The sequence below is a fragment of the Pararhizobium sp. PWRC1-1 genome, assembly GCF_049897905.1.
In the GTDB taxonomy this organism is placed as follows: Bacteria; Pseudomonadota; Alphaproteobacteria; order Rhizobiales; family Rhizobiaceae; genus Pararhizobium.
This window is the reverse complement of record NZ_JAFCXE010000001.1, coordinates 541,326-567,979: the sequence shown is the minus strand read 5'-3', so window position 1 is coordinate 567,979 and position 26,654 is coordinate 541,326. Positions and strand designations below refer to the sequence as shown.

22 protein-coding genes, 2 other RNA genes and 1 pseudogene are annotated in these 26,654 nt (G+C 55.2%); 16 read left to right on the top strand and 9 right to left on the bottom strand.

The window, feature by feature from the left end:
• Positions 1 to 109 precede the first annotated feature (109 nt).
• From ACP7E0_RS02690 to ACP7E0_RS02675, 4 genes are all read right to left on the bottom strand, one after another.
• Positions 110 to 3,370: an error-prone DNA polymerase gene (locus ACP7E0_RS02690; RefSeq protein ID WP_426122783.1), complete on the bottom strand. Its 3,261-nt coding sequence runs from the start codon at positions 3,368 to 3,370 to the stop codon at positions 110 to 112.
• Complete coding sequence (locus ACP7E0_RS02685) at positions 3,367 to 4,878, bottom strand: Y-family DNA polymerase (RefSeq protein ID WP_426122782.1); 1,512 nt, start codon at positions 4,876 to 4,878, stop codon at positions 3,367 to 3,369. The genes ACP7E0_RS02690 and ACP7E0_RS02685 overlap by 4 nt, the downstream gene beginning before the upstream one ends.
• Complete coding sequence (locus tag ACP7E0_RS02680) at positions 4,799 to 5,551, bottom strand: ImuA family protein (protein WP_426122781.1); 753 nt, start codon at positions 5,549 to 5,551, stop codon at positions 4,799 to 4,801. The genes ACP7E0_RS02685 and ACP7E0_RS02680 overlap by 80 nt, the downstream gene beginning before the upstream one ends.
• Positions 5,552 to 5,811: 260 nt before the next feature.
• A complete protein-coding gene (locus ACP7E0_RS02675; RefSeq protein ID WP_426122780.1) occupies positions 5,812 to 6,153 on the bottom strand; it encodes a hypothetical protein in 342 nt (113 codons plus the stop codon).
• A 1,235-nt stretch (positions 6,154 to 7,388) separates the two neighbouring features.
• On the opposite strand from ACP7E0_RS02675, the gene ACP7E0_RS02670 reads away from it, so the two are divergent.
• The 3 genes from ACP7E0_RS02670 (at position 7,389) to ACP7E0_RS02660 (ending at position 9,670) form a co-directional block, all read left to right on the top strand.
• Positions 7,389 to 7,739, top strand: coding sequence for a hypothetical protein (locus ACP7E0_RS02670; RefSeq protein ID WP_426122779.1), 351 nt, complete (start codon positions 7,389 to 7,391; stop codon positions 7,737 to 7,739).
• A 173-nt stretch (positions 7,740 to 7,912) separates the two neighbouring features.
• Positions 7,913 to 9,319: an ATP-binding protein gene (locus ACP7E0_RS02665; RefSeq protein WP_426122778.1), complete on the top strand. Its 1,407-nt coding sequence runs from the start codon at positions 7,913 to 7,915 to the stop codon at positions 9,317 to 9,319.
• A 6-nt stretch (positions 9,320 to 9,325) separates the two neighbouring features.
• A complete protein-coding gene (locus ACP7E0_RS02660; RefSeq protein WP_426122777.1) occupies positions 9,326 to 9,670 on the top strand; it encodes a hypothetical protein in 345 nt (114 codons plus the stop codon).
• 58 nt (positions 9,671 to 9,728) lie between these two features.
• Here the strand turns inward: ACP7E0_RS02660 and ACP7E0_RS02655 are convergent.
• Positions 9,729 to 9,833 (bottom strand): annotated as a pseudogene (locus tag ACP7E0_RS02655) (lipocalin family protein); the annotation flags it as partial.
• A gap of 246 nt (positions 9,834 to 10,079) precedes the next feature.
• Between ACP7E0_RS02655 and ACP7E0_RS02650 the strand changes: the two are divergent.
• The 3 genes from ACP7E0_RS02650 to ACP7E0_RS02640 all read left to right on the top strand — a co-directional run bounded on the left by ACP7E0_RS02650 (position 10,080) and on the right by ACP7E0_RS02640 (position 11,539).
• The gene (locus ACP7E0_RS02650) at positions 10,080 to 10,310 is read left to right on the top strand and encodes a hypothetical protein (RefSeq protein ID WP_426122776.1); all 231 of its coding nucleotides are present in this window, start codon (positions 10,080 to 10,082) and stop codon (positions 10,308 to 10,310) included.
• A 46-nt stretch (positions 10,311 to 10,356) separates the two neighbouring features.
• Positions 10,357 to 10,848 carry a cupin gene (locus tag ACP7E0_RS02645; RefSeq protein ID WP_426123037.1) on the top strand — a complete coding sequence of 164 codons (492 nt, stop codon included), beginning with the start codon at positions 10,357 to 10,359 and terminating at the stop codon, positions 10,846 to 10,848.
• A 67-nt stretch (positions 10,849 to 10,915) separates the two neighbouring features.
• Complete coding sequence (locus tag ACP7E0_RS02640) at positions 10,916 to 11,539, top strand: hypothetical protein (protein WP_426122775.1); 624 nt, start codon at positions 10,916 to 10,918, stop codon at positions 11,537 to 11,539.
• A 103-nt stretch (positions 11,540 to 11,642) separates the two neighbouring features.
• Here ACP7E0_RS02640 and ACP7E0_RS02635 read toward each other — a convergent pair whose 3' ends face one another.
• Both ACP7E0_RS02635 and ACP7E0_RS02630 read right to left on the bottom strand, forming a co-directional pair.
• Positions 11,643 to 12,140: a hypothetical protein gene (locus tag ACP7E0_RS02635; protein WP_426122773.1), complete on the bottom strand. Its 498-nt coding sequence runs from the start codon at positions 12,138 to 12,140 to the stop codon at positions 11,643 to 11,645.
• Between the two features lie 365 nt (positions 12,141 to 12,505).
• A complete protein-coding gene (locus tag ACP7E0_RS02630; protein WP_426122772.1) occupies positions 12,506 to 12,700 on the bottom strand; it encodes a hypothetical protein in 195 nt (64 codons plus the stop codon).
• 421 nt (positions 12,701 to 13,121) lie between these two features.
• On the opposite strand from ACP7E0_RS02630, the gene ACP7E0_RS02625 reads away from it, so the two are divergent.
• The gene (locus ACP7E0_RS02625) at positions 13,122 to 13,934 is read left to right on the top strand and encodes a hypothetical protein (RefSeq protein ID WP_426122770.1); all 813 of its coding nucleotides are present in this window, start codon (positions 13,122 to 13,124) and stop codon (positions 13,932 to 13,934) included.
• Between the two features lie 56 nt (positions 13,935 to 13,990).
• Here the strand turns inward: ACP7E0_RS02625 and ACP7E0_RS02620 are convergent, their stop codons facing one another.
• Positions 13,991 to 14,350, bottom strand: coding sequence for a hypothetical protein (locus ACP7E0_RS02620; RefSeq protein ID WP_426122769.1), 360 nt, complete (start codon positions 14,348 to 14,350; stop codon positions 13,991 to 13,993).
• 811 nt (positions 14,351 to 15,161) lie between these two features.
• Between ACP7E0_RS02620 and ACP7E0_RS02615 the strand changes: the two genes are divergently transcribed.
• The 9 genes from ACP7E0_RS02615 to ACP7E0_RS02575 all read left to right on the top strand — a co-directional run bounded on the left by ACP7E0_RS02615 (position 15,162) and on the right by ACP7E0_RS02575 (position 22,787).
• Positions 15,162 to 16,592 carry a tyrosine-type recombinase/integrase gene (locus ACP7E0_RS02615; protein WP_426122768.1) on the top strand — a complete coding sequence of 477 codons (1,431 nt, stop codon included), beginning with the start codon at positions 15,162 to 15,164 and terminating at the stop codon, positions 16,590 to 16,592.
• A complete protein-coding gene (locus ACP7E0_RS02610; protein WP_426122767.1) occupies positions 16,589 to 18,484 on the top strand; it encodes a hypothetical protein in 1,896 nt (631 codons plus the stop codon). The genes ACP7E0_RS02615 and ACP7E0_RS02610 overlap by 4 nt, the downstream gene beginning before the upstream one ends.
• Complete coding sequence (locus tag ACP7E0_RS02605) at positions 18,481 to 20,337, top strand: hypothetical protein (RefSeq protein ID WP_426122766.1); 1,857 nt, start codon at positions 18,481 to 18,483, stop codon at positions 20,335 to 20,337. Before ACP7E0_RS02610 ends, ACP7E0_RS02605 begins: the two co-directional genes overlap by 4 nt.
• Positions 20,334 to 20,780 (top strand): hypothetical protein, encoded by a 447-nt coding sequence (locus tag ACP7E0_RS02600; RefSeq protein ID WP_426122765.1) that lies wholly within the window; start codon positions 20,334 to 20,336, stop codon positions 20,778 to 20,780. Before ACP7E0_RS02605 ends, ACP7E0_RS02600 begins: the two co-directional genes overlap by 4 nt.
• An 8-nt stretch (positions 20,781 to 20,788) precedes the next feature.
• Positions 20,789 to 21,145, top strand: a transfer-messenger RNA (tmRNA) gene (gene ssrA / locus ACP7E0_RS02595).
• A gap of 17 nt (positions 21,146 to 21,162) precedes the next feature.
• Positions 21,163 to 21,555, top strand: a transfer-messenger RNA (tmRNA) gene (gene ssrA, locus ACP7E0_RS02590).
• A gap of 162 nt (positions 21,556 to 21,717) precedes the next feature.
• Positions 21,718 to 22,248 carry an SspB family protein gene (locus tag ACP7E0_RS02585; protein WP_426122764.1) on the top strand — a complete coding sequence of 177 codons (531 nt, stop codon included), beginning with the start codon at positions 21,718 to 21,720 and terminating at the stop codon, positions 22,246 to 22,248.
• A 25-nt stretch (positions 22,249 to 22,273) separates the two neighbouring features.
• Positions 22,274 to 22,471, top strand: coding sequence for a DUF4169 family protein (locus tag ACP7E0_RS02580; RefSeq protein ID WP_426122762.1), 198 nt, complete (start codon positions 22,274 to 22,276; stop codon positions 22,469 to 22,471).
• A gap of 100 nt (positions 22,472 to 22,571) precedes the next feature.
• Positions 22,572 to 22,787 carry a ribbon-helix-helix domain-containing protein gene (locus tag ACP7E0_RS02575; protein WP_113317573.1) on the top strand — a complete coding sequence of 72 codons (216 nt, stop codon included), beginning with the start codon at positions 22,572 to 22,574 and terminating at the stop codon, positions 22,785 to 22,787.
• Between the two features lie 44 nt (positions 22,788 to 22,831).
• Here ACP7E0_RS02575 and ACP7E0_RS02570 read toward each other — a convergent pair whose 3' ends face one another.
• Positions 22,832 to 26,641, bottom strand: coding sequence for an AsmA family protein (locus ACP7E0_RS02570; RefSeq protein ID WP_426122760.1), 3,810 nt, complete (start codon positions 26,639 to 26,641; stop codon positions 22,832 to 22,834).
• Between the last annotated feature and the right edge of the window lie 13 nt (positions 26,642 to 26,654).

Genomic DNA, 26,654 nt, shown 5'->3' with positions numbered 1-26,654 from the left:
TTAAAATGGACAGGATCGTGAAGGTCGCCGAGAAAAGGAGTCGGCGACGCGTGCGCGTCATGCAGCTCTCAGAGAGTGCCGAACCTCTCCGATTCTCGCAACAGACTGATCAGTGAAAGTTTCGGCTTTTCACCCTCAGCGTATCTATGTGAAGGTCGGGTATGAATATGTCTCTGGGTTTGGGTGGCGGCGCTCGATCCCTGGAATCGCCGCCTCCTGGCGATCCATGGGCAAACTCGTCGCCCTGGCCCGTTGGCAGTTTGAAGCTAACGTCGCGGTCAGCCAGCCCTGACAGGTCACCCGACAGATCGAACAGTTGCTGGGCGACCAAGTGGACTACGTCCCCTTCCCGTTGAATGCGACCGTTGATCGCCATCATGCTGGCGCCAAGAACGACCCGGCGGCGCTTCTCGAACAGCTTTGGCCACACTACGATGTTCGCGGGGCCAGTTTCATCTTCGATTGTGATGAACATGACGCCCTTGGCCGATCCCGGCTTTTGCCTGACAAGGACCAGACCAGCCGCCATCAACCACCGACCATCGCGGGCGTTCATAGCTTCCTCGCAAGTCACGATGCTTCGGCTGGTTAGATCACGGCGGAGAAACGCGATCGGATGCTCACGGAGCGTCAAACCTGTGTGGCCGTAGTCCTCCACGACATTGTGGCCCTCGGTCATCTGCCGCAACTCGACCTCTGGCTCCTGCTGCTCGGCAATTGTTCGCATTTCCCGATCTGCAGCCGCCGAAAACAACGGCAAAGGCTCATCTCGCAAAGCCTTGATAGCCCAAAGGGCATCACGCCGCTCCTGTTTCAGTGACGGACGAAAGGCATCAGCCTCGGCAAGCTGCACCAGCGCCTCGGACGGGACGCCTGACCGGCGCCACATGTCATCTACGCTCTCGAAATCGGTGTCCGCCCGCGCGGCGACGATCCTCGCAGCATCGGACGCCGCTAATCCCCTGATAAGCCGCATACCAAGCCGTACGGCGTGGCGACCGGTATTGCCGATACGTTCAAGGGTGGCGTCCCAACGTGAGTTGTTGACGCAGACTGGACGAACTTCCACCCCATGTTTCTGCGCACATCCCACAATCTGCGCAACCGCATAGAACCCCATAGGCTGACTGTTTATGAGCGCTGCACAGAACGCATCGGGAAAATGGCACTTCACGTAACTGCTGGCGTAAGCGATCAGAGCGAACGACGCCGCATGCGATTCCGGAAATCCGTAAGAGCCGAAGCCTTCAAGCTGGGAGAAAGTCTTTTCAGCGAACTCCGGGGTGTAGCCATTCTTGATCATACCGCTGACGAGCTTGTCCTTGAACCTACTAACACCGCCGGTGAATTTGAAAGTCGCCATCGATTTTCGAAGCTGATCGGCCTCGCCGCCAGTGAAACCAGCACAGACCATTGCGACGCGCATTGCCGACTCCTGAAAGAGCGGCACGCCCAGGGTCTTGCCCAAAGCGGCTTCCAGCTCCGGCGTCGGATATTCCACAGGCTCCTTGCCTTCGCGTCGCCTGAGATACGGATGAACCATGTCCCCCTGGATCGGCCCCGGTCGAACGATCGCCACCTGGACGACCAAGTCGTAAAAGGTTTGGGGTTTGAGCCGAGGGAGCATCGACATCTGGGCGCGGCTTTCAATCTGGAAAGTACCAAGCGTGTCCGCCTTACGGATCATCGCATAGGTCGCGCTGTCTTCCTGCCGAATAGATGCCAGGTCCATATCCTCATCCTTGTGCTCCTTGATGAGGGCGAACGCTTTGCTCATGCAGGTCAGCATCCCTAGAGCCAGGACGTCCACTTTCATGAACTTCAGCGCCTCGACGTCGTCCTTGTCCCATTCGATGATTTGTCGGTCGGCCATCGACGCGGGTTCAATCGGTACAAGATCGTCCAGGCGATCATGCGTGAGAACGAAGCCTCCTGGATGCTGACCCAAGTGCCGTGGGGCACCCATCAGTTGCTGTGCAAGCTTTAACGTCAGCACGAGGCGGCGATCGTCGGGATTGAGGTTCAGCTCCTTGACGTTCCGATCACTGACTTCCTCCGACCACGACCACATGCCGGATGACAGCGCCTTGATCAGATCTTCTGGCAGCCCGAGCGCTTTGCCGACGTCACGGAGGGCGCCCTTGGCTCGATACCTGGTCACGGTCGCACAGAGGGCGGCTTTCTCCTTGCCATATGTCTTATATATCCACTGGATCACCTCTTCGCGCCGTTCGTGCTCGAAGTCGACGTCGATGTCCGGTGGCTCATCTCGCTCCTGCGAAACGAAACGCTCGAACAGCAGGTCGTTCGTGGCCGGGTCAATACTGGTGACGCCCAGGATGTAGCAGACGGCGGAATTGGCCGCAGACCCACGCCCTTGGCAAAGGATGCCCTGCGAGCGAGCGAACCGTACGATCGAAAACACGGTCAGAAAGTATGGCGCGTATTTCATCGTCCGGATCAAATCCAGCTCATGACGAACGACGTTGAGAACGTCAGGCGGTAAGCCCTCTGGATACCGATTGGGAATGCAGTCCCAGACATAGTGCTCAAGCGACTCCTGAGCGGTCTTGCCAGGGACGATGGCCTCCTCCGGATACTGGTAGGTAAGCTCCTCGAGTGAGAACTTGCATCGATCGACGATTTCCATAGTCCGCCGCAAGGCTTCGGGATACCGCGGGAACAGGCGTTCCATCTCCTCCGGAGGCTTGAGATAACGATCCGCATGGCGCTCGCGGTCAAATCCGACTTCGTCAATGGTGGTGTTGTGTCGAATGCAGGTCACAATATCCTGGAGCTGCCGTCTGCCGGGCTCGTGGAACAGGACGTCGTTGGTGATCACCGTCCTGACCTTGTGCCGCAATGCCATGTTGGAAAGCTCGTAAAGCCGCATCTGGTCGTTAGGCCGTCGGCGAAGCGATAGGGAGCAGTACGCCCGGTCACCGAAAACCTCCGACATCCTCCTGAGCTGGACCGCGCAGGCGTCATCGGCCAGATCAGGCACCAAAATTCCTATCATCCCCTCGGCATACATCGCGACGTCGTCAAGATGTAGGATGCAGTTGTTTTTGCCACCCCGGCTCTTCCCGAGCGTGATGAGTCTGGTCAACCGGGAGTAAGCCAGTCGGTCTGTCGGATAAGCGAGTATCGACATTCCGTCTTGGAGATCGAGACGGCACCCGACGACCAAGCGAATACCTGTGGCCCGGGAGGCTTCAAGCGCCCTCACTATTCCGGCAAGTGAGTTGCGATCAACGACGCCGACGGCCTCGATGCCCAGCTCCTTGGCGGTCGCAAACAGCTCCTCTGCGGACGACGCCCCCCGCAGGAAGGTGAAATGGGTCGTAACCTGAAGTTCTGCGTATCTCATGCGAATATCCCGTGCACGAACCATTTATGAGAACCGGTTTCAGCGTCGACGCCGTCACCGGAGCGGAAAACCCAGAGCCGCTCGCCGGTCTCATCCTCGATTACGAAATAGTCCCTGACCGCTACCCACTCGGACGACCGATCCCACCACTCGCCGAAGATCCGCTCTGGGCCGTCGGCGTTTTTCACCTTTCGGCGCTTGCCTCGCCAAGTCACGCTGACGGGCGGATGGTCGGGCATCAGGGCGATAACGTCGACAAATTCAGGTCGAGCGAGCAAACGCACTGGCCTGCGCCAACGGGCGGTCCATGTGAACGCAACGTCCTCAGCCGTCGCCGCGATACGTCGGACGCTGCGCTCTGGAACATCCGATGCGACCGGAGCCAAACGGTAAACGCGTTGCCCGCGATTACCGAAAATATCGATCAGCGGTGTGATGTCCTCGTCTTCTTCCTCGATAAGCGATGAGGACCGCTGGCTTTCTTCGAGAACCTGGGACATGACCGCGACGAGCGAGAGCTTCTCGATCCCAAAGCCGGGCTCGATTTTCTCGGTTCGATCCTTGAAGAGTTTGGTCAACCAGGTAACGTCACGCGCGGGTTTGGCGGTTCCCGCCCTGATGCTTTGGACAGCGTTGTCGACCGTATGGACGATCAGGTCGGTTCGGCGAACGCCAAGCCCACGCCGTTCAAGGTCCTCGCAAAGCTCCACTACCAGTCGGCCAACATATTTGTTGATGGTCTCAGCCGCACCGATAGGCTCCGCGAACGACCGGCTCACCTCGATATGGTCTGGCGTACGAATGGGGTCGATGGGGTCTGGCGTTCGACCAAACATCTGATCCAACCGCCGCCCTATTTCGGGGCCAAAGCGAAGCGCCAGCGGAGCACGCGGCGTGGCCGACAGTTCTCCAACGGTCTTGAAACCCAGTACACGGAGATCACCCACAATTTTCTCCGGGATGCGGAGAAGTGAGAGTGGAAGTCGTTCAACCGCTTTAACCACTTCCCCGCGCGGTACAATAATAACCTCACGCTTGGTCGCGCGTGCGCAGGCATGAGCGGCACCCCAAGTATCAGCGATGGCCACCCTAGCCGTAAGCCCCTTCGCGTGGAAAAGGTTGACGATGCCGGTGAGCAACGGCAGCTCTCCGCCCCGCAAATGGTCGGCGCCCTCTGTGTCCATGATGATGCCGTCCGGCGCGTCCATCGCGACGATGGGCGAATACTGAGTGAGCGCCCAAACCGAAAGGCGCTCCAAGGCCAAACCATCAGCGACCGGATCGGCGTCGATCAGCATGAGCCCTTGGAAGAGAGCCTGAGCCTTAGCGGCGGGCATCCCTACCCGCACTCCGGCTGCCCGGGCGGCGGCGTCGATGGCTGACACCCAGCGCTTAGAACCGCTTTTTGCTATAACGGCCATCGCCTTCTCAACCGGAATTGAGGGATCGGCGCGTCGAATTCGATCCGTAGCCAGGTCCGGTAGATAAATGGATACGACCCTTGTCATCACATGCTCCAACGCAAAACTCAGCACACTCACCCGCCTTCACGCGCATCAACTCCAGGAGCCAGCGAGGTCGCCCAACGCCCGGTACCGGCAGGTCTTCGCTCACGGCGACACTGACGCGCCACCGTGTCGTTGACGCCGTGGGCTGGCCAAAGTCGTTCGCCTCTGTCTGCCTACGCCACCGACGAACAACGAGGCCCATCGTCCCCTTCTTCTCCGCCGCCAGCTGCAGACGGCGCGATGCCTTCATTGGAAGGCGAACGAGTTCAGCGACAACGGCTCCTAGTCCGCCGTATGAGAGCGCCTCCTCCATGCTCGCCAGGACATCTTCCTCACGGTCCGACTCCACGAAGATGACACGGTTCGGATCCAAGCCCGCTTGCGCTATTGCTGGGAAGAACAGGTCTGGACGCGTCAGGCACCAAACGATCTTTCCCTTAGTTCGCGCCGCGACCCCTGCCGCGAACAACGCGGCGGCCGCGCCATCCACAGTGCCACCACCGCCTCCCGCGAATTCATGCAGTGCGCCATGCGCCAGCCCGCCACCCGGAAGGACGGCGTCGATCTCCGGCACACCAAAAGGAAGACAGCCGACTTTCCTCGCGGAGCTCCCTTGCAGGGAAGCGATACGCTCACGCAGATCGGATATGACGTGCTCGCGGACAGCCGTCATCGCTCACGGAATCCCATGGGTTTATGTCGCCAGTTCTTGTTACGACTTCATGCCGTGATTAATGCTGATGTTCTTGTTCTGTTCCCAAGAAGAGACAGAGTCAAGCGAGTGTTTTGACAGGTGTTCGCCTGCTGTATGGGGGTAGCTCGGGATTCCCTGAATTGAATCAGTTCGCTAGGGAACGGGCGTAAGCCTCTGGAGCATTGGAAAAAAATTATTGGGGGCCACGATTGGTTGGAAAACATGTGGCACCTAGCTGGTCAGGGCCTGTCTTCCTCCATAGCAGACGTCTCCTCGTCTGCGAGCTCACCCATCTCCGTTGGGAAGATGCCGAAACGGCCCGCCACGTCAGGTGCATATCGAAGCAAATCCGGGCGCAGTAGAACAAGGGCGAGGTCTTTCGCCTTCGCTTCCAGCATCACGTCGAAGTCAAAGTTCGCGACCAATCGCATGGACGTAGCGAACTCAAACGGATCGCTAAATCCGCATAGCCCGTGAAAACTGGAGCGACGGGCTTGATGATCTTCTTTCTGGTCGCCTTGTCGACGGTCAACTTTTCCCGCATTTCCGTGCGCGGTGATTTCGGATGGCCAGGTAGACATGACCTTCTTAAGCAAACTGCGCGGGGCGGAGGAACAAGTTTAACGAATTTCGTTCATCACACGACAACAAAAAGGGAGATGCTGATGACGGTTCGAGTATTGCCGCGACAAAAAATAGTCGAGCCCTATACGCTTGAGCGGTTTCGCCAAAAATACGCCTTGAGCACGAACGAAGCTCGCGACCTGTTCAAGCGGTCCGGGCCGTCTAGTGTTGAACTAGACCAGCTTATGTTTGCAAAAGGAAAACTTCCAGTCGAGTGACTGGAACTGTTACGCTTGTGCATTACGCTAATGTCAAACCATCCCCCGGTTTCGCCCCATCGACGCGAAGCATCAACAGCGCACCGATCAAAGCCAGTCAGCCCACCCCAGGCGACTGGCTTTTATTATTTAGAGCTCTTCTGCTACGGGAACTGCTGACGGTTTGCGTAGTCTCGCCGACGAGCACCCATGCTGAGGACAGATTAGCCGATCATCGGGCGCATGGCACGAAGGGGCCCACTTCTCGCAGACGGTTTCAACGAATTCGACGTTCATCCGCTGGGCGAGACCGTCGACAGGGCACGACATACGTCACAATGCAGTTCTGCCGCCCCCGCTCTGTTCCCTCGGTAACGCCGCACTAACCCGCTCTCGATTATTGATGCTCCAACACCTTTAGGAGCCGATCCCATGGAATCCCGCCCACTCTTTAAACACCCCGAACAGATGATAGCGATTGCCGCGATCCTCATTTGGATTCTGTCGATCGTTCAGGCAGTCGCGCTATCGCAGGCTTAAATCGACATCCTTGATGCGAAGAGCATCAGCGGCTGCCCTCACCTGCCCGCTTGAGGCGACGAACAACGATGGCGTGATTTACGTTAGCGACATGATGGGCGGAGATCGCAGCTTGGACAGGTGGGGTGCTCGCCTGGCTTTTCGTTGCCCGCAGCGAGAAACCGGAAAAATCACTGCGTCCACCATCCCTATCGCGTCCGGTTGACACAAGCCGCGACCTCTCCTGCTAACGCGGTGCTTCAGAGGAGGTTCCTAAAAATGCATCGATCGGTGACGTGCTGCCACCTGTGGATGAAAAGCTAAATTTTCCGCTCGAACGGAACTCAACCACGCGTCTCCGATGCATGATCAACTGGTGAAGGCGCTGATTTTATCGCTCGAACGGCGGGCGGCGGATCGTTTCTCGGATAAAAACGCGTATGTTGACCTAAGGCACAAATTTTTAGGACAAAACGATGGTCGACAAAATTACAAGAGTGTCTTCCTCCGCTCCATCCGTTCCGACCCGTGTGGAAACAAGCCTTTCCCTCGCGGAACCGGAATCCGCCTGGGTCGCGCACCGCCAATCTGCGATCAATGCAGCCAATGAGCAGCGCAAACGACATAAAGATGCCGCGCACGACCGAGAAAGTCCTGAGAGATCTGATGGCGACTGTGTTCCTGATCCTGAAGATGAACGTGATGGATCTATTCGGCCTCCTTCTGAAGAGGAGGACGCCCAAGGCCTTTCCGGTGAAAGCGAGCGTATCGGTTCCGGAAACCTCGACGAGGAAGTCCCGTTCGGTCAACATGTCGGCTATGTGTAGAGCCGAGGCACAAACGATCTGTCATCGAGACGCAGCTCACTGGACATAAGTATGGCCGCGTTCAATCAGTCCTCACCTCAACAAACTAAAGTTGTTAAGTCAAACTTCCACCCCCTAGAGATGAAAATACATATCTGATACGCGTTCAGCAGCAGCGAAACGGTGGGGGCAGCATGAGCCAGAATGCACATTTCTCGGTAAATACTCGCCTTACGCGTCTTCTCGGCGAGACCTACCGTTCGAGCGAGGTTGCGCTCAAAGAATTGGTCGATAATGCTTGGGACGCGGACGCGAACAATGTTTGGATCACGCTTCCTACGATGATCACAGGTGAAGCGATCATTGTTAAGGACGACGGCTCAGGTATGACGGCACCTGAAATGCTGGGCGAATACCTTAACATCGCTAGCGACAAACGAGTGCGCTCGGGGGATAGAACAGCCAAACTTAAACGTAAAGTGAAAGGCAGGAAGGGAATTGGAAAGTTTGCGGGGCTGATTCTTGCGGGCCGAATGGAAATATCGGCAATTGCACGCGGTCGTATATGTTCACTGACCATCGACAAAAAAGAACTGATCGAAAATCAGAATGATTTGGAAGCGGTGCCCCTTCCGTTTTCAGAGGCCCCCTTCGACCAAGCTGAATCTGGGACCACAATCACACTTTCTCAACTTGACACCAGGTTGAACTTCCCAGTCTCTGAGCGACTTCGAGAGGTTTTGGTCCAAGAGTATGGTCGCGAAGCCGATTTCAACGTCTTTGTCGATGGAATCCGCGTCTCGCTCGAGGATGTGCCGGGTACAACGAAGCGTACTGAACACAAGCTTCCGATTGTCGGAGACATAAATCTGCACTTTACGATCGCCGAGGGCAAGAAACTCCCGAAATCGCCAGGTATCGTACTGAAAGTCGATGGCAAGGTTGTCGGAAAGCCAATGTTTTTTGGATTGGATGACGATGATGAAATCCCTGAAAAACTCGTCAAACGCGTTTATGGCGAGGTCGAGATTTCTGGACTAGACGACTTCGTCACGGCGGATTGGGGAAGCGTCATTGAAAACAGCAAAGCGTACCAAGAAGTACAGGAGCACGTTCGTTCAGTAGTCAAGGTTGGCCTACAGGAAACGCACGTCCGCGATATGTCGCTTCAAAAGGCACGCCTTAAAAAGCAGATTGATCAACGACTTCAAAAGCTACCGGAACATAGGCGCCAATATGCCCAGGAAGCTCTGAACCGTATTCTGCGGCGGTTTTATATGGAAAGTGAAGAGCGCATCGCAACAATCGCGGACGTTGCGCTAGACGCCATCGAGCACGACGCATACTGGGCTGTGCTTGATCGCATCGGTCAATCAAGTCACGGAGATATTAGTTCCTTTGCAGAGTCATTAGAACAATTCGGGCTTGTGGAGCTATCTACCATTGCAGCACAGACTGCACGTCGCCTTCAGTTTCTCGACTACCTAGATCAGTTGGTAAACAACCAGCAAACACTCGAGAAGGACGCACATAAAGCCTTAGAGACGAACCTCTGGGTCCTGGGTCGTAAATACTCGACAATGTCTTCGAACAACACTTGACGGAGCGTGATTGAACTTTACGCGAAGGAGCACTTTAGCGGTCCTCGCGCGGCAAAAAGGCCTGACCTCCTGCTGTCGCAAGACTACGGCGGCGCCTACTTGCTAATTGAGTTCAAACGACCGAGCCACCCCATCACACGAGATGATATTGCTCAGGCAGAGAAATATCGAGACGATTTGTCCGCGAAACTACCGTCTCAACCAATCGAGGTGTTGCTGATTGGCAAGGGCCGGGCACAAGGCTTGGATACCCGCCACATCGCGCCAATGCTCACGATTGAATCCTACGTCGGATTGAACTCAGCGGCCCGCGCCCAGCTTGATTGGTTGATGGCCTCCTTATCTCGCTGAGGCTCTGAGTTCTGCAGTAGGAACAGTGCGCGTGCTGGCTCGAAGTTCGGTACGCCAGTTAGTATCCGGTCATCTCCAAGTACCCTACCCCCGTCGCAGTACCTTTAAACGAAAGGGGTCCCTCCCAATATGGCGTGGAGGTTCCCATAAATCTCGTATCGTTTTTTTAAGCCGCGAAATCCGCCAATCTGATCGCTTCGTGCCCGGTTTTAACCAACCTTCTGGCCGTGGTGTTGTTCCCTCCGGCCTCCCGCCGGTAACGTGTCAGCACATTGACGGTGCCCGGCCGTTATCGTGCCTTAAATGGCAGCCCTCTTCATGCTTGGCCGGAACGTATCATGGAACTCATTTGTGATCGGTCCGTTGTGTCGCGAACAGCTGGCTGCAAGATCGAACATAGGAGCTTAGTTTGGAAAACCAATCGAAAAGTCTAGCCGACGAATATCGGCGCCTTGGTGGCCGCCGCGTTGCCGTGATCGACGACAATCTCGGTTCGACGCGGGACCGGGAAAACGACCCACCCGAAGCGGCCGATTTTTGGGAGAAGCGCGTCGCCTTTCTATCAGATCGGGAACAGCGGGACGTCGAGACGTTTCTCCCGTCACTGAATGACGTTGACGGCGACGCTGCTGACAAATGACAGGGGCAGCTTTAACAAGAAGCTCGCCGGTAGGGAGGGAACCCACGTGGATCAGCACAAGATTCTATTTCCCCCAAGCGGGTGGATCCCCAACAACCAACGGCTCCCGGTGTTGATTTACAAGCGAGTCCTACCCGACGGTGCGTCGTCGAAAGAACTTGAATCCATGTTCGCCGCGAACGGATGGACGGGTATCTGGAGAAACGGTGTTTTTGACTACCAGCACTACCATTCTGGAGCACACGAAGTTCTCGGCGTCGGCCGTGGCTCGGGTACCCTCCTAATTGGAGGGCCTGAAGGCCAGTCAATGGAAGTCGAGACCGGGGACTGCCTGATACTGCCAGCGGGAACGGGACACCAGAATTTGGGCTGCAGTCGCAATTTCGAGGTTGTCGGCGCTTATCCTGTCGGACAACATGCTGACATACAGACCTCGGCCCCCTCTAGCGAGATGAAGGCAAGAATATCGTCACTGCCGATCCCGGAGTCAGACCCGGTGCAAGGGACGTCAGGATATCTTATTGAATGTTGGCGCTAGCCGACCTCGTAGAGATTGAGAACTTTTCGCATACGCTCAATAGGAGCGTAATGTTGCTGTGCCTTTCGTGGCCGACGAAGACTCAACAAGGCGATTGTTCAGCACAGGCCGATTGAATTATCCCACTTGCGCTGGCCGGTTTTTCAGCGAACCATATCTCTATCGCATCATTCCGGTTCATTCACCTATGCAATCACCTGCCGAACTTATTTCGGGGCTACAACACGACAACGAATTCTGCGGCTCGTTAAGAGAGAACGCCGAAGAAGAGCTGGGGCAGACGCATTCGCCCGATATCGCGACACAACACCGGTGGTTCTGTAAGCTCTACATCTCCCGCTTGGTAGAGGATTTCGCTGACCCGAAGAAGGCTGCGAGGCTCTTAGGCCAGACAAACACTGAAGCTGCCTATAACGAGGTTCTACTCGCTACCTCCTCCTTCCTTGCCAACTCCCCTTCGCCCCAAAATCCGATAGATCTCACCGCGATTGCTGACAAGGAAGCTGCGCTGAAAGCTTTGATTGTGGCCCAGAGCCGTTGCATGAGCCTGTTTCGCATTCACTTCGAAAATCGAGATTCGTTTGTTGATCAGGTGGCTTTGCTGCAGTTGCGCTCATTTTCCAGGCTGAACATATTTCTCGCAGGGTTCATCGACGAGACCGCGCACCTCATCGCGCCATCTGCAAAATGAACCTATGGGCTCCTCCCACGAGAATCCAAGCAGTCAGCCAGCATGCGGAAACATTTTGCTGTTGACCCCACCCGATTTCGCACTCGCGATTCTACGAGACGCATCAGAGCAACAAAGAATGCCCAACCACGAATTTCAACAGCGCCAGCTCTTTCCACGCCTTATCCAGATCAGTTCGGCCCACCTCTCCGAGAGAGCGGCTCGATCTCTGCAGAAAAGCGATGCAGCGGACTTCCCTTGCCTTGGCGGCCACTGGGGATCGCACGGTTGGATCATGTGGGTCGACGCAGTCTTTGACGCTCAACCCAGTTGCCCGCCTGATCTCCGCGACGTCTTTTAATTTGCTGGACAACAAGAAGCCCTGATCGTTCTCTTCGATGAATGCGGTCCGATCATACCGGAGTTGAAAAACTACCGTGAGGAGGTCGCTGACACCGGGATGGACGAGTATGCGGCGCGAGAGCGGAAATCCGACAGGCAGTTGGAAGACGAGGCCGGTGAAGCTGCCCTGGCTGCCTTGGCGACAAACCGGCGCTTTGAGGAGTGTCCGGAATGTTTCGTTATCGAAATAAGCAGGATTGTAAAATCTCTCGACAAGCACTGCGAGCGTAAACCGGTCGCGGTCTTTTCGTTCAAACGGCTCCAGACGCTTTCCGATTTATCTCGCGCCTTCAGTTTATGTGCCCGCCGAGCACCCCGCCGGTACGCAGTCGCGAGCGCCGCTATTGCTCCGCTGCGGGTCACGATTGGTGGCATCGCTGCGAATGGGTCACTGCACGACGAGGCCTCGAGCGAACGATTTCTGATACCCTGGACGATATCCTTTTCCGGTTTGACGCCGCAGGACTGCCGGAAATGTAGCCACTGACATTTGCCCCGCTGCTGTCTAAAGGGACGGAAGACCAATCGAGTCGTCTTCCTCACGGCACTGCAGCCCGGCCTTCTCATTCGAAACCCACGACCAAGTCATAACGAACGCGCCGTTTTCACCTCGGATACAATCGCGTCGGGGTCCATCTCCAACTCGTCGTCCACCTCCACCGCGTCCATGAAGGCACCAGCGTACTCATCCGGCGCCTCCCTGAGTTTCTCCGACAATGGGCCGTTCGGCACCAAGGCCAAAAGCTGGGTCCGTTCGGCGTCATCAAGTCTGATCCACATTGTCATTTTCCCGGTTCCGTTTCCAGGATCGTCCGTGAAGCCGAAGCAAGCCACAACAGAACCTGTCCCTGATGATCAGGAGGTCGGGTTATGTAGCGCGGATCAGTCAACCCACCGAAAGCTGCGGATGGTCGCTCAGGTCTCACAGAAAAATTAAAGCTGGCCGCATTTTCTGGCTTGCAGGACAATAATTCTCGGTCAACACTTTCCATATCGAGGCGTGGAGAAGCGACCAGATCGCTGCCTGAACCACATTGACCAAGCACAGGACCAACCCAATACGCTGACGGCTTTGCCGGGCGATGGCGTGCGCATGAGAGCTACATGTTTGCAAGAGATGCACTTTATCAATTGAATGTCTACCGGCTGCTTTTCGGCGAACTAGTCCATACGTGTTTTGCCAACCGGGAAAGCCATTAACATGGATTTCTTTCAAGCGGACATCTGCATACCCGATGTGTCCATAGCCAGGGAGATTTATGGGCCAACCCTACCAATTGCTTTAGCTCATGAGCTTCCACTTTTGGCGTTCAAGCTTGGAAAGCCCAACAGGGTTCTCGGAATCCGTCCGCCCCCAGAACCCGGCGTCACCTCCGATGGTTTTCGGATGCTGATCAAGCCCAACGAACCACCGGAGCATCGCGAGCGTTCCTATTACGAAACCAGGGAAGCGGATATCGCCGATGAAATGGAGGTGTTCGATGTGCACGAGGAACTGGAAGCAGCCGAGATACTCTTACGAGAAGCGGCTCACAACAGGTTATTCGCATTGAGGCACTGCAGCCGCCTGACAGAGGCAGGTTCCAAGTACATGGATGCGATCAATGACGTCCTGATTTACGATCCCGGTGCCCAGATACCCCTTGAGGAGAACCTCGAAGATATTTTTCGCGGTGTGGACTGGCGTGGTTTGATGCCGCCGATGTGGACAATCCCGGTCGTTGACATTCGCAATGTCGAGATCGTTGATCGAGGCGATGACGAAGTTCTCCTCCGGTTCGAATACTATTTCGATAACCCTGGGGGCCAATCTGTTCACGGGAGAGCACTTGAATTTGTCGATATCGATGACGACCATTGGCGGGTCCGCCATAATCAGTATAGCGCGTTGAGGGGGGTCGACCCACCGTTCAAAGGCGTCCAGTTGCGGCAAGTCTACCAATCACTGCAAACCGCCCTGGACACGGGTCGTTACGATGGCGAGCTGTGGGCCAAAGATGTTCTATATGCTTAGCCATAGACCGAAGCGAACCGGGGCAATCTGTACACCGTCCTGATGCCACCGCTACATCAAGCATCTTGCCTAGCTTCCTTCCCCGCCCACTCAAGCAAACCGTTGGTACCGCCACCTTCGGCGAAGACAAAGTAGGTACCGAGATAGCGCTCAAAACCGCCAACGACCGCCTTGAGTTCACGGACACCGAATTCAAAGTTCGTTTCGTCGACGATGAAGGTGACGGTGAAACCCTCCAAGCTGCTGGTTTTGAGATTTTCGTAGATCGATTTGATCTCGAAGCAATGGCCCTCTTCAAGTTCGGCCAAAACTTCCCTAACGGCAGCGTCGCCGAAGTCGATAATTTCGTGGCCAGATGCAAAGGTGGCATAGACGTGAATTTCGCCTTCAATGTCGTCAAACTGAACCTGCGCCATCGAGTCAAAGCGTCCTTTCGCTGAAAATTCTAAGGGCCGACATCGCAGCCCGACCCGGGATTATTTTCGGCTAAAGTGAAATATAATTTCCCACAGTGATAGCAAATACATTCCATGATACCTGTTAAATCAGAACTAAAGTGAAATTGTCATCGCAATTTACTGCTTGAGACAACTGAGATTTACTTTGGTTAACGCGACTTATTTGTTATAACGAAGGAAATAGTAAAAAAAAGTCAAACGTACTCTACTTATGTCGATCGATTTATTTCCTTATGCGGAGCGCGTTCGCAAGGAAATTTCTTGGGGCGTGACAAGTAATCGATATCCACGGGACATCGATGGCGTCGTCGGTTGCAAAGTATTCCCGAAGCGCTTCAGTCCCGCGCTGATGGAGACTGAAATATCATACCTCGCTTCCAGCGAACAAATGTTTCAATTTCTCCCTGGGAGCGCGGTTTCCCATACCCAAAAGTCGCCTGGCGACATCCGCACCGGAAGGAGGCCCCTGGGAAGGCGTCCAACCAAAAGCGGCAGCCTGGAGTCGTGCTGTTCACAGACTTGCGAAGCCTCCGCATCCAAATGAAATAACCCGGTGGGCCCCTCGTGAACTGGATAAGGGCGGCCGGGCACAACTTTCCCAACATAAATAAGGGTTCTAAATGAGCGATAACGAAATGGACGATGACGTAGGTGATGATCCCGATAAAAGGGCGATTTGTAGGATTATTACATTTATCCAGACAAACACTCAGAGCGCGGGCGACGTCCCCGTCAGGAACTTCAGCGAGGGCCAGTGAATATGGCGTCGTTGCGATATCCAGAAGCCACAAACCTACCATACGGCTCTGTTGTAGATTTACGAATACCGTATCTACTTACTGAAGACAACGACTATCCCGAAGGATTGAATTTCTTCCTCCAGGAAGGTCTTAACCGGGTAGCTGCGACACCTCAGAACGATGTACTACGAAAATATGAAGTAAGCAGCTCTCTTATCAGAGGTGCATCTTACACTTTACTTAACTTCATTAATTTCCAGGAACATATCTCGCAATTTCCTGAGCTTGCATGCGGAACATGGCGAAACGTTCAACCTCTTCATACCCGCCTATATTCAATGTGCATGAGGAAGGGATACTGGACTGATGAATTTTTTGCGACGGGCAACGCCATTCCTTTGAGTTACGCAAGTACAATTCGCCCAAGGATATCATTAATATTTCGCGCTTGGTCGTGGATGGAGAAAGAAGGCATTGTCTCCCCTTGGAGCGACAACGTCGATGAACATACTGCCAGGAAATACTACCAACTGTTGCGCCTAGATTTTGAAGCTCGAAAAAGATCTTACTTCGGTAAAAATGCGCTCCCAACTCGATATAAGAAACGTGGATCTCCCGGGGATATCCTCCCGCTATCAAAGCGGCAATTAAGGACTTTACTCGGCGAGGTTCGTCCTGGCGGTGCTCACCTCGCAATCCTAGCGATGTACATGATGGGGATGAGGCTGTCGGAAATCGTAGGCAACAGTCTGATGCCTGGGGAAAACTACGTTCGCCCGGAACATCTCCTGAATATCACGCCGCACCGTTTTCTGCCAGGCAAGTACAAGCTAAGGCACGATTTACGGGACGACAGCATGATTGGCGTTATGCCATCAGCAGATATCGCTTTTTCCGGAAACGACGTTGCAGCCCGAGACTGTCGCTACCGCATCGTCGGTAAGGGACCGAAGGTGCGCCTTGTTTACATTCCTCCGTCTCTAATGAGACTATTTTGGCATTATGCGTCAAGGGAGCGGGAACAAATCTTATCGTTCAATAAAATTCTACAGCATAACCGTCCCGCGCAATTCCTTTTGAACCGTTTCGGGGCCGCCCTCAGCGCAAATGCGATTTACAGGGAGCTTAAACGCGCCAAAAAACGTGCCGAGATTAAGCTTGGTGTAACAATTGATGTTGATGCACACACGCTACGCCACACATACGCATGCACCTATCTTGAGGCCGCAATAGCTGGGAACGCAGCTAAGGACGGAGTTGATCCGTCCAACCTTACTCTTGAGCAGATCGAAAACTACGGCCAAGCTGCACTCGTGATACTTCAAGAAAACCTCGGCCACGCCGAACTCGCGACTACGATGCGGTACCTGAAACAATTGGCAGCGGGCGAAATTGGATTCCAGTTTCAGACCCTGTTCAACAACTACATCGAAGATTTTTTGGGTGTGGACGCGGCATGAGTAAAGGTCGGCGGATAGGGAAATTTGGTGCCGGATCGCTCGTGCCCCTCGAACAAATAGACATCAAAAATATTGAACAAGATGTAGTATATCATGGCGTGGCTGACCCCGTAGAATCGTTGATTCCTCGCGATTTCAAGAGTTGTGACCTGTTGTGGAACAACAGAGAAGTTATTTTCGACAACATCGCGGAAGATAGAAGTGAGGGGACAATCAAGTCTTATCGAAATCTGTTACGGGCGATTTCGGCTTATATTGGCCATACGCGCTCTAACGGGGCACTTGTGCCAACACAAGCTGGGGAAATTGACACACCCTTTGTTGTTGGCTTTCTCATGTTCATCGACAGGGAGAAAAACAGAGCGGGTAAGGTCAGATTCTTCTACCGGATTTTGGGAGTAATTGGAGTACCCGCCAGTGTTCTCCCTCCAAATCCCTTCGACGATGAAGACCCCGAGCCATTGAGTATCCCGTCGGTTGATCAGATTAGAATGACCGTGAAGATGCTCAAGGCGGATTGTCAGCTCGTCATCGCTAGATCTAATCGGGTCGCAGCCCTCGAAAACGAGGCGAGGGACCCAAGACGAGTAGGTGGCGGAAAAAAAGGGGAATGGAAAAAACCGCAAAGTGGCTATTTTGCAGTAAGCCGCATTGTCGGCATTCATCTCAAACCGTGGCATTTGATGCGAAACGAGGCTTGGTTCTCCACAGTAATGCGGGGCCTTGAAACATGTCCTGGCCCTACTGTAGTTGACGGCAGTGGGACAGTTTCAGTCCAATTTGGATGGAATGGACATATTCGTTGGTTTCATCCGTTCCACGACGATCTCATACCAATCATGTCGCTCGTTATGGTGCGAACGGGTTTCAATTTCTCTAGCGTCGTTCGATTAAAATGCGGCGAGTGGGAAGAGCCCTATCCTTTCAATCACAATTTAAGAGACGATTTTTGTTTTATCCGAGGCTTGAAAAGTCGCGGGAAACAGGATGCGCTCGATCCTCCCAAAGTCGTGCGATGCGTATCATCGAAACGGCCTTGGTCACATCCCTACAGGCTTTTGAAATTCGTGGAAGAGTTAACTGCCAAGTTGCGCACCTCGATCAATGACAGAATCTCGGAACTAGAGTGCAGAGCCACCACACCAAAGGAACAAGATGAATTCCTACATTTAAAGAAGATTAAAGACGATTTGTTTATCTATCGCACGCAGTCGGGGAAGCATGCTGTCAACTCCCTCGCAACTTACGCTGGAAATGGGCTAGCAGATACCGCCATGCGTTTCTTGAAAAGATACGGTTTGAGCGACGGCGTTAGATCAATGCGAAACTTCCGCCTGAGCTACGCGTTTGAGATGTCTAGTCACCATCTCGCGTTTGTACAGATACTTGCTGGCCATGCAACAGGCCGTACTTCGCTGATCTATGCTAAACGCGAAGCTGCGTTGGACCGCATATACAAAGTTTTTCAAGAGATCTTCACGCTTAGCATCTCGCTGATTAATGCAGGCCGCTATACACTAGAAAATGTAAGGGCGCTTCTGGAAGCTCAAGGCCTGTCCAACGACGGGATATTGAACGTCACGAATCCTAACTACTTAACGCGATGGGGAAACGGATGCGCGACGCCAACCAACCCACCGCGTGGCTTCGATGCTGACACCCCACCAAATCATTATTGTCGTCATCAAAACTGTATAGATGGCTGCCCGAGCGCCCGCTGGTTTCCGAGCGCACTGGCAGTCGTGAAAAACAAAATTGCAGAGCTAGAAGAACGAAGAAGCAGGCTTGGATTGCAATCCCTTCTCGCCAGCTCGCTGGACAATCGGATTCGCCGTTGTCGCGATATTTTGAATGAGCTTGAGCGCGGACAACCGCACACAGGAAATCCATGAAAGCCGCAACGCTAAGCGATCATAGGGTGGGCTGGCTTGCACTCGCGTGGCAAAAGAGGCCTGCATTGGCGCCATATTCGCAAGATATTGCAGTGACCCCCCTCTCGCTTTTCGGCGACGACTATTGGCGATTCCCTGAAAACTGGCTGCCCCCAGGCTCGGAAGATCGTAACCAGCTTAGGTTTTTGGGAGAGTCGCGGCAATTTCCTGGTTTGCTGCGAGGTGAAGACGATGTGCTTATTAAACAACTGAAAGAGATAACTTTTTCGTTAATGTATCACCGAGCCGCAATAAGAGGGGCAAATCGCAAATCACTCGTGCGACCGGGAACTATAGACACAGAATTCTTAACACTACGAAGCATTTTTCATGAACTCAAGCAGATGGGTGTTAAATGCATATCCCAACTCACCCCTGCTTCAGCTTCCGGCGCACTCGAAAGAAGTTCCGGCAACTCTTACTACTCAAGGCTCTTCATTATCGACAAGATGGAAGTGATGATCCATGCCAGCCGCTTGGGTTACATGTCAGCATCAGTTCCTAGCGGTAAGTTTATCTTTAACGTAGGTGGCAAAATCGACGACACTAGCGTGCCGAGAGGCGTTCAACCATTAACAGAGTTAGAGACCGCCCACATTCTATCGGCATCCCTCTTTCTCATTGCCAACGCGTTTGAACTTATCGGACTTGTTGAAGAATTTGAAAGGGTAGACCGCAAGGCGAAAAAAGTCATCGTCGCATCATGTATAATAAAATATCCCATGTTCGCAGGCATACAAATTCGTTTCTTCAGATTCTACATCATCGTGTTCCTTCAGGTTTCAGCATTTCACCTAACAGGATTCTATCTTGGCATGCGTACGTCTGAATTTCTCTCTGCAAAGTCCGGTTGCGTGAGAGGTGACACTGGATCAACTGTAATGATCTGCGAGCGACTACGTTTGGTGACCACAACCGTGAAAGCCAGTCAAAAAATATATGGGCACACGAGATTTTTCCCTGTTCATCCATATCTCGCATGTGTTTATCGAGTGATGGAGGTGCTGCGGGAGAAATTTTACTCCCATACAGATCGACTTTTCACAAATCCGCTGCGCGGTCGGGTGTGGAATGGGAGCAACTTCAATGCAATTTTAAATAACTTCAACGGTCGCCACGGCATTGAGCGTCGAGTAAGTTCGTACGTCTGGAGAAAAACTCTCGTCGCTGTCGTCATGCATGTTCGTGACAAGCCCCTCGATCTCCTGAGCGAAATCATGGGACACGCGAGTGTTACGGAAGCCGCTGGCTACGCCCTATCCTCTCCATTCATTAAACGCGATCTTGAGGACGCAAACCGCTCCGCTTCATCGGAAGCAATAGCCAACGTTGTGGATGCGTCTAAGGCCCTCGGCGGACCTGGTATCGGAGGTCGACAGGGAAAACGGGCTGAACATAATATAGCCGCGATGGGGATCGCTCAAGAGGATCGCCACGACATCCGGGATCAAATTGCTTTGGCAGCAACTGATGTCAGCATATCACCTGTAAAAGTAAGTGAGCACGTGCAGTGCTTTAAACCCGCCAATCAGGTAGGCATGTGTGCAATCGCAGCCAACGACTTATTAGCCGACATCGAGAATTGCTCAGCGAAATGTGCCTTCCGTGTTGAGCTTATTCATGAATTTAATGCGGTTTTACGACAGATCAGTCACGCACCGACCTGGTTGAGTGATGAGACGGTGTCGGTTCTGGAAAGGGCTAGGCTCGCTAGAGATTTGCAAGATCAGTTAATGAGTTGGCCTGAACTATCGCCTGAGTTTGACAAAATGCTAGAATCAAATCCTGATCTAAAGAGATGGTTCATACTATGAAAAACGGGATCAACGCATCACTTCGCGCTTCGTGCGCGGCTAAGACAAAAGATGCTTTGATCGCTATCGACGAAGTCATAGCCTCCCTTGAGAACGAAATTACTGACGGTACATTCGAGATGAGAGTTTCAACGACTGGCAAGCTACTGATCTCGCACAGGAATATTTCCCAGATGGCAGGGAGGAACCCGAATTTCCTGTACAAACATCCGGCGACCCTCGACTATGTGGAAGCTGCGTTGTTGGCCATGTTGGAAACGCACCTGTCCCGAGCTACGCGAAGCTTACCGGCAAACCCGTCCGGCCCCGATCTGCTGATGCAGTATCAGAAATTGGCCGATAGAGCCCATACTTGGTGGATGGAACTAAGGGCGGTTCGGGGTGAGCTGCGGCAGGTGAAAGCAACCATGGCTCCGAAGATCGTCCCATTAAAAGGGAAATGATCGCATGCTCCCTTGATTATACCGACGAAAATCTTTATCTGTCCTAGTGCTCCCTCGGGAGACATGGTGCTAAACCTTTTGTGCAATAGGCATGCAGGACGCGGCTTCGATGCCGCCGCCTCCACCAAGCAACTTGATGATCGTTTCGTCTGCAATTGGGGGCGACATGGGATCGACTGGTGTTGAAAGACAAAAGCTGTACTCGGCATGATACCGCCGTTATCGGGTCACAATAGTAGTTGCAAACGACAACTATGCGGAAGCTCGTCTCGCTGCTTAATCGCAGTGTGACACTTCAAATCAAGTCCTAAGGGGTCGCACCTTTAGGCGGGGTTCGGAGGTACCTGGCAACAGAAACCTCCACTTTCACCCTCAACGCTCGTTCCTTCCAATTGAATTTTGTGTGAGCTAAGTTTCGCCCACACGCACCTGATTAGAGCGCCTTATTTCCGCTTGGACGAAGTGGGCGAAAGTTTGGATAGTCGTATAAGGTTCAGTACCCGGCGCCTCCACCAAAAACCGGTCAGACGTGACTTACATGTCAAGAATGGCTGACCGGCTTTTGATGGGGGCGAAATAGGATCGACAAGGGTGTAAAGATCGACTTTTTGCTCGGCATTGTACCACCGTTATCGGGCTAAAATTGTAGTTGCAAACGACAACTATGCGGAAGCTCGTCTCGCTGCTTAATCGCAGTGTGACACTTCAAATCAAGTCCTTCCGGTTCGCACCGTAAGGCGGGGTTCGGAGGTACCTGGCAACAGAAACCTCCACTTCTCCCATCTCTCCCCAACCGTCTCACCGTCTACGCCGCCTTCTCGGTTGCCTTGAAATGGTCTATAGATGATGCAAATGACTCGTATGTCAGGACTTTCCTGCGTACAGAGCAAATGGCATAAGTGTGACAGAGTTGAGTTACAAGAAAGACGGGGATCTTATGGGCCAAGACCATATCCGCTACGACATTCTGGCGCAGGATGCGCTTCGCAGCGTCATTCGCAAGGTCCTGATCGAAGTCGCAGCCACGGGGGCTCTTCCCGGAGATCATCATTTCTTCATCACCTTTCTCACCGGTGCACCCGGCGTGCGCATTTCCCAGCACCTGAAGGCCAAATATGCCGAGCAGATGACGATCGTCGTGCAGCATCAGTTCTGGGATCTGAAGGTGACCGAGACGCTGTTCGAAATCGGCCTGTCCTTCTCCGACACCCCGGAAAAACTGGTGATCCCGTTCAACGCTATCCGCGGCTTCTACGACCCGTCCGTCAATTTCGAGCTTGAGTTCGATGTGGCTGCCGTCGAAGAGGAAGAAAGCGCCGAAATCACTGCCTATCCGGCCGCAACGGCTGAACAGTCCGGCGACCAGGACACCGAAGCCAAAACCGGCGACAATGGCAAGACCGGCGATGACGGCAAGAAGGAAGGCGGCTCGGTGGTTTCGCTGGATTCTTTCCGCAAGAAGAACTGAAACCCCAACTTCGAACAGGTTCATCATGACCGGCGACGTCGTCAATCTCCGTCAGTTCCGCAAGCAGAAGGCGCGGACGGAGAAGGACAAGACGGCGGAGCAGAACCGTGTTTCCTTCGGCCGGACAAAGGTCGAAAAACAGCTGACCAAGGCGCTCAACGACAAGGCCAGCAAAGCCCTCGACCAAGGCAAGCGCGAAACGCCACAGGACAAGAGCACCTGAGGTCCTCAGGCGCGCGCTCAATCTCCAACGAAATCAATAGATAAGCCCAATCTCCGGAATCGCTTTCAAAGAAAGGTGATTCACTTTCTGAGGCGACATCGTGATCCGCAAGCATTCAGCGACCCTGCACGGCCACCGCACCAGCTTTTCGCTGGAGGAACCGTTCTGGCAGGAGCTGAAGATAATTGCAGAAAGCCGGCAAATGCCGCTCGCCCAGCTGATCGCCGAGATCGATGACGCCCGCCCGGCCGACAGCAACCTGTCCTCGGCGCTCAGGGTGCACGTGCTGAACTGGATCAAGTCCTACAGGCATTGATCAAAGTGGCGGCGAGGCCGGATCAACGGCACCTGTTGTGACCGCTACGGGTCGACGCCCGGCAGAACTTCAAAATTCAGCGGCCGTTGCGGGACAACTGTTGTGCCAGGCGACTGGTCGGCCGGTTGCTGTATGACACCGCCTTGCGGCGCGGTCAGGTTTCCACCTCCAATCACGCCGCCGGTCGGATCGAACGGCAGGAGGCTCTGGTTCTTTTGCTCTTCAGCCTTTCGGGCCGCGTCTTCGGCTGCCTTGGCGGCTGCCGCTTCCTCCGCTGCCTTCTTATCGGCGAGCGCCTGTGCATCGGCCTCTGCCTTCTGCCGTGCAGCCGCCTCGGCTGCCAGTTGACGCCGGCGCTGCTCCTCGACTGCCCGCAGACGTGCCGCCTCGCGCTCCACCGCATTGGCCTTGTAGAGCGCCACCTCTCGCCGCAGCCGCTGCTTTTCAAGCACGTTGGCCTGCAGCGCCTCGACACGGCGGCGTTCACGCTCGAAGGCCCTGAGCGAAAGGAAATTTGACAGATCGGTGGCGTCGAAGGTCATGCCCGGCGAATGCAGGAGGCCGGCATAAGCAAGGTTCACCTTGGCCTCGGCTCCCGTCAGCGCCTCTTCTCCCGGGCGAAAATCGACACCGAGGTCAGCCGTCATCCGCTCGTCGGGAAAGCTGATTTCCAGATTTCCGGAAAGCCCCGCCGCCGCATCGCCTGCCGTCACGTTCTGTGCCCTGAGCGTGCCACCTGCGATGCTGAACGGCACGGACACCGCGCCGAGCGCCGCCTGCCCCGTCAGCACTTGCTTCTCCGCCAAGGGCTTGATCGTGTCAGGGGTAATTTCGCCTTGCATGCCGTCCGCCGCAACCATGATGTCAGGCAGCGCACCGGTATTGAGACCATGCACGACAGCATCGCGCAGCGTCAGCGTACCGGAGCCGCTGGCGGATTCAGCCATGGCCCTTGCCGTCTTGCCGGAGGCTTCCATGGCAAGCGTCAGGTCGAATTTTCCCTCCGCCACTGCAGCGCCGCCGGTCTTCCATGCGGCCGCCGCCAAATCGCCGTCCTTCAGATCAAGCCGCGTCTGCAGGAAACCGGAGGCGTCGCCGTTGCCCAGCAATATCCGTCCCTCGACCTTGCCGCCCAGCCAACCACCAGCAAGCGGTTCGATGGTCACCTGATCGCCTTTCCACACGAGCTTGCCGGACATGTCCGAGATCGCACCATAGACGCCTGGCCAGAATTGTTTGGCGGAGAGGTCGATGGCCACGTCGAAGCCGCTCCAGGGCGGCTGAATAACCGGCGCACTCGACAGATCGCCGTTTGTCGAATCCTGGACAGCACCCAAAATACCCTCGCCCATCCAGGCAAGGTCCAGTGTATCGAGTGCGATCTGCCCCGTCGCCTTGCCCGGTGTTTTCCGGTCGATCGCAAAAGTGCCGGAAAAGGCATTTCCGTCCGCCTTGCCCTCGATAGACGAAAGGCTGATGGCATCAGGCGTTGTCGCTATATCCGCCTTCAGCGCCAGCGGCAGGCCGGTCCCCATCTGCGGCAGACCGATCCCCTGCAAAAGCAGGAACGGCTCGAAATCCTGGCTTTCCAGCGAGATCTTCGATTGGCCGGATAGAAAATTCTCGCGCGACAGGTTGATGTCGCCGTTGGCCGAAAATGCCGTGCGCGCCGTCGTGAAGGTCAGGCCGGCATTGGCCTTCTGGCCATCGGTGCCCTGGAGCTTTACCGACAGGATGGCATTCTCATCCGCATCGAACGGCAACGGATCAAAGCCGACCTGGCCGAGCAGTACCGGCGTCGACGGGTTTTCCATCGTGGCTTCCAAAAGAATGCCCTGCCCGGCAAGCGCTTGCGCGATATCAGGTGCCTGATAGTTGGCAGCGATCTTGGTGCCGTTGGCCGAGCCGATAATACCGAATGTTACCGGCGCCTTGCCGTCCTGGCTGCCGGCGGACAGCGTCAGGTCGAGTGCCGCATTGCTGTAATAAGGGCCGCTCTTCACCAGCCGCTCCAGCGCCGGGTGCGCTTCGGCGTGGCGCTCGATCATTTTCAGGAACGGGGTCAGGTCCGGTGATGCCAGCTTCATCTTGGCCGAAATCACCGGCGCGGTCATTTCGCCGCTCATCCGGCCTGACAAAGCAAGCTGCGTGCCTGCAATATTGCCGACAGATACGCGCTCGGCCTGCAGCTGCCCATTTTTCAGTGTTGCCACCATCTGCACGTCGCTGGCATCCTCGCCGAACGCGGAGAACTTATCCGCGGAAAGGTCTGCCGCGATCGTGTGCGACAGAAGCGTCGCGGCGGAGGCGTCGCCGGCCACCAGTCCGGCCAGCGCCTGCAGCGCTTCCAGATCGATACTGTTGCCGTTGAGCTGCAACGACAGGTTCGGCGGCGTGCCCTCCAGCGCCTGCCGTTCAATACGGCCGCGCAGCACGGCGGGACCGGCTGCCGCCTCCAGCCGCTCGAACTGCTGCAACGTATCCGTCAGGTTCACCGTCGCCGAAAACCCGGCGGTCTTCAATTTGCGGATTGCCGGATCGACAGAGCCTGCAAGCCAGGTCGCCAGCCCCGAAGGCTGATTGGACGCAACCAGCATCTCGCCGCGAAACGCACGCAGCCCGGTCAGCTGCAGCCGCCCCTTGGCCTCGAATTGCGTGCGGCCAGGCAGTTGAGCAACGGCATTGTCAACCATCCAGCCTGCCCCGTCGGGCCGCAGATCAAGCCGAACGTCGCGCACGGTGGTATCGCCGATGACGATTGCCGGCAGTTTCAGGCTCGCCCGTCCCGGCACCTGCGGGATCGGAATATCGGCTGCGATCGCCATGATTGCCGCAAGTCTCTGCCGCACCGAAATAGCCGGGTCGCGGCCGGTCTTGCCTGCCGCACCCGCATTGCCGATGCGGCTGACGTCGATCTGCTGGCCATCGGCCAAAAGCAGGAATTCCTGCTCCTTGCCGGTATCGAGCGTCGCCTCACCGGTTACCAGATACGGATCGTCCTTGGGGCCGATCTCCAGCCGGTAGTCGGGCACGCGAATGCGTTCATTGGTCAGCTCGAACCCGCCGGTCACCCGCAATGCTGCCGATTTGTCCTGCGTCTTTTGCGCTTCAGCCGGCTTGTTTTCCGTCAGGGTGAACTTGCCCTGATAGACCGGCTTGAAATCGACGATCTTGAGGTCACCGTCGAGCTCGACGCCAAAGGGCCGCTTGTCCGGCGTCAGCCGCGAACGAAGACCGAGCGTGCCGGTTTCATCGGCCGCGCTGCTAGAAAAGGCAAAGCTGCCGACTTCGCCGTCGAGCGCCGCGCGGCCTTCCATCTTCCAGGGGCCAGCAAGCGAGCGGGCCGAAAGATCGGCTTCAAGCCCGGTGACGCGCCGGGTGCGGCCCGTCTGCTCGTCGATGAAGTCGATCTGGCCGCCGGTAATGGCGACATTTTCAAGGATCACGGTCTTCGCCGGAATGGAGGCCTTGCGACCCCGCGCCCAATCGAGCGTGCCATCCGGCAGCAGCCGGATTTTCGCCTTGGGTTGCTCCAGCCGCATGTCGAAGATCAGGGCTTCGCCGGACAGGAAGGGCGCCAGCTCGGCATCCATCGAGAAATGCTCAACCTGGATCAGTGGTTCGCCGGTTTCAGACTGGCCGACACGCACGTCATTGAGCGTCACCGAGGGAAAGGGAATGAGGCGGGCATCGACGCTGCCGTGAACGACCACGGGCTTCCCCATGATCCGGGTTGCCTCGCGCTCGAAATCCTTGCGGAAATCCGTCCAGTCCACGAACAGCGGCGCAATCAGCGCGGCAAACAGTACCACGACCAGAAGACCACCGACAAAAACCAGAATTCGCGAAAGCACCAGTTGAAAGCCC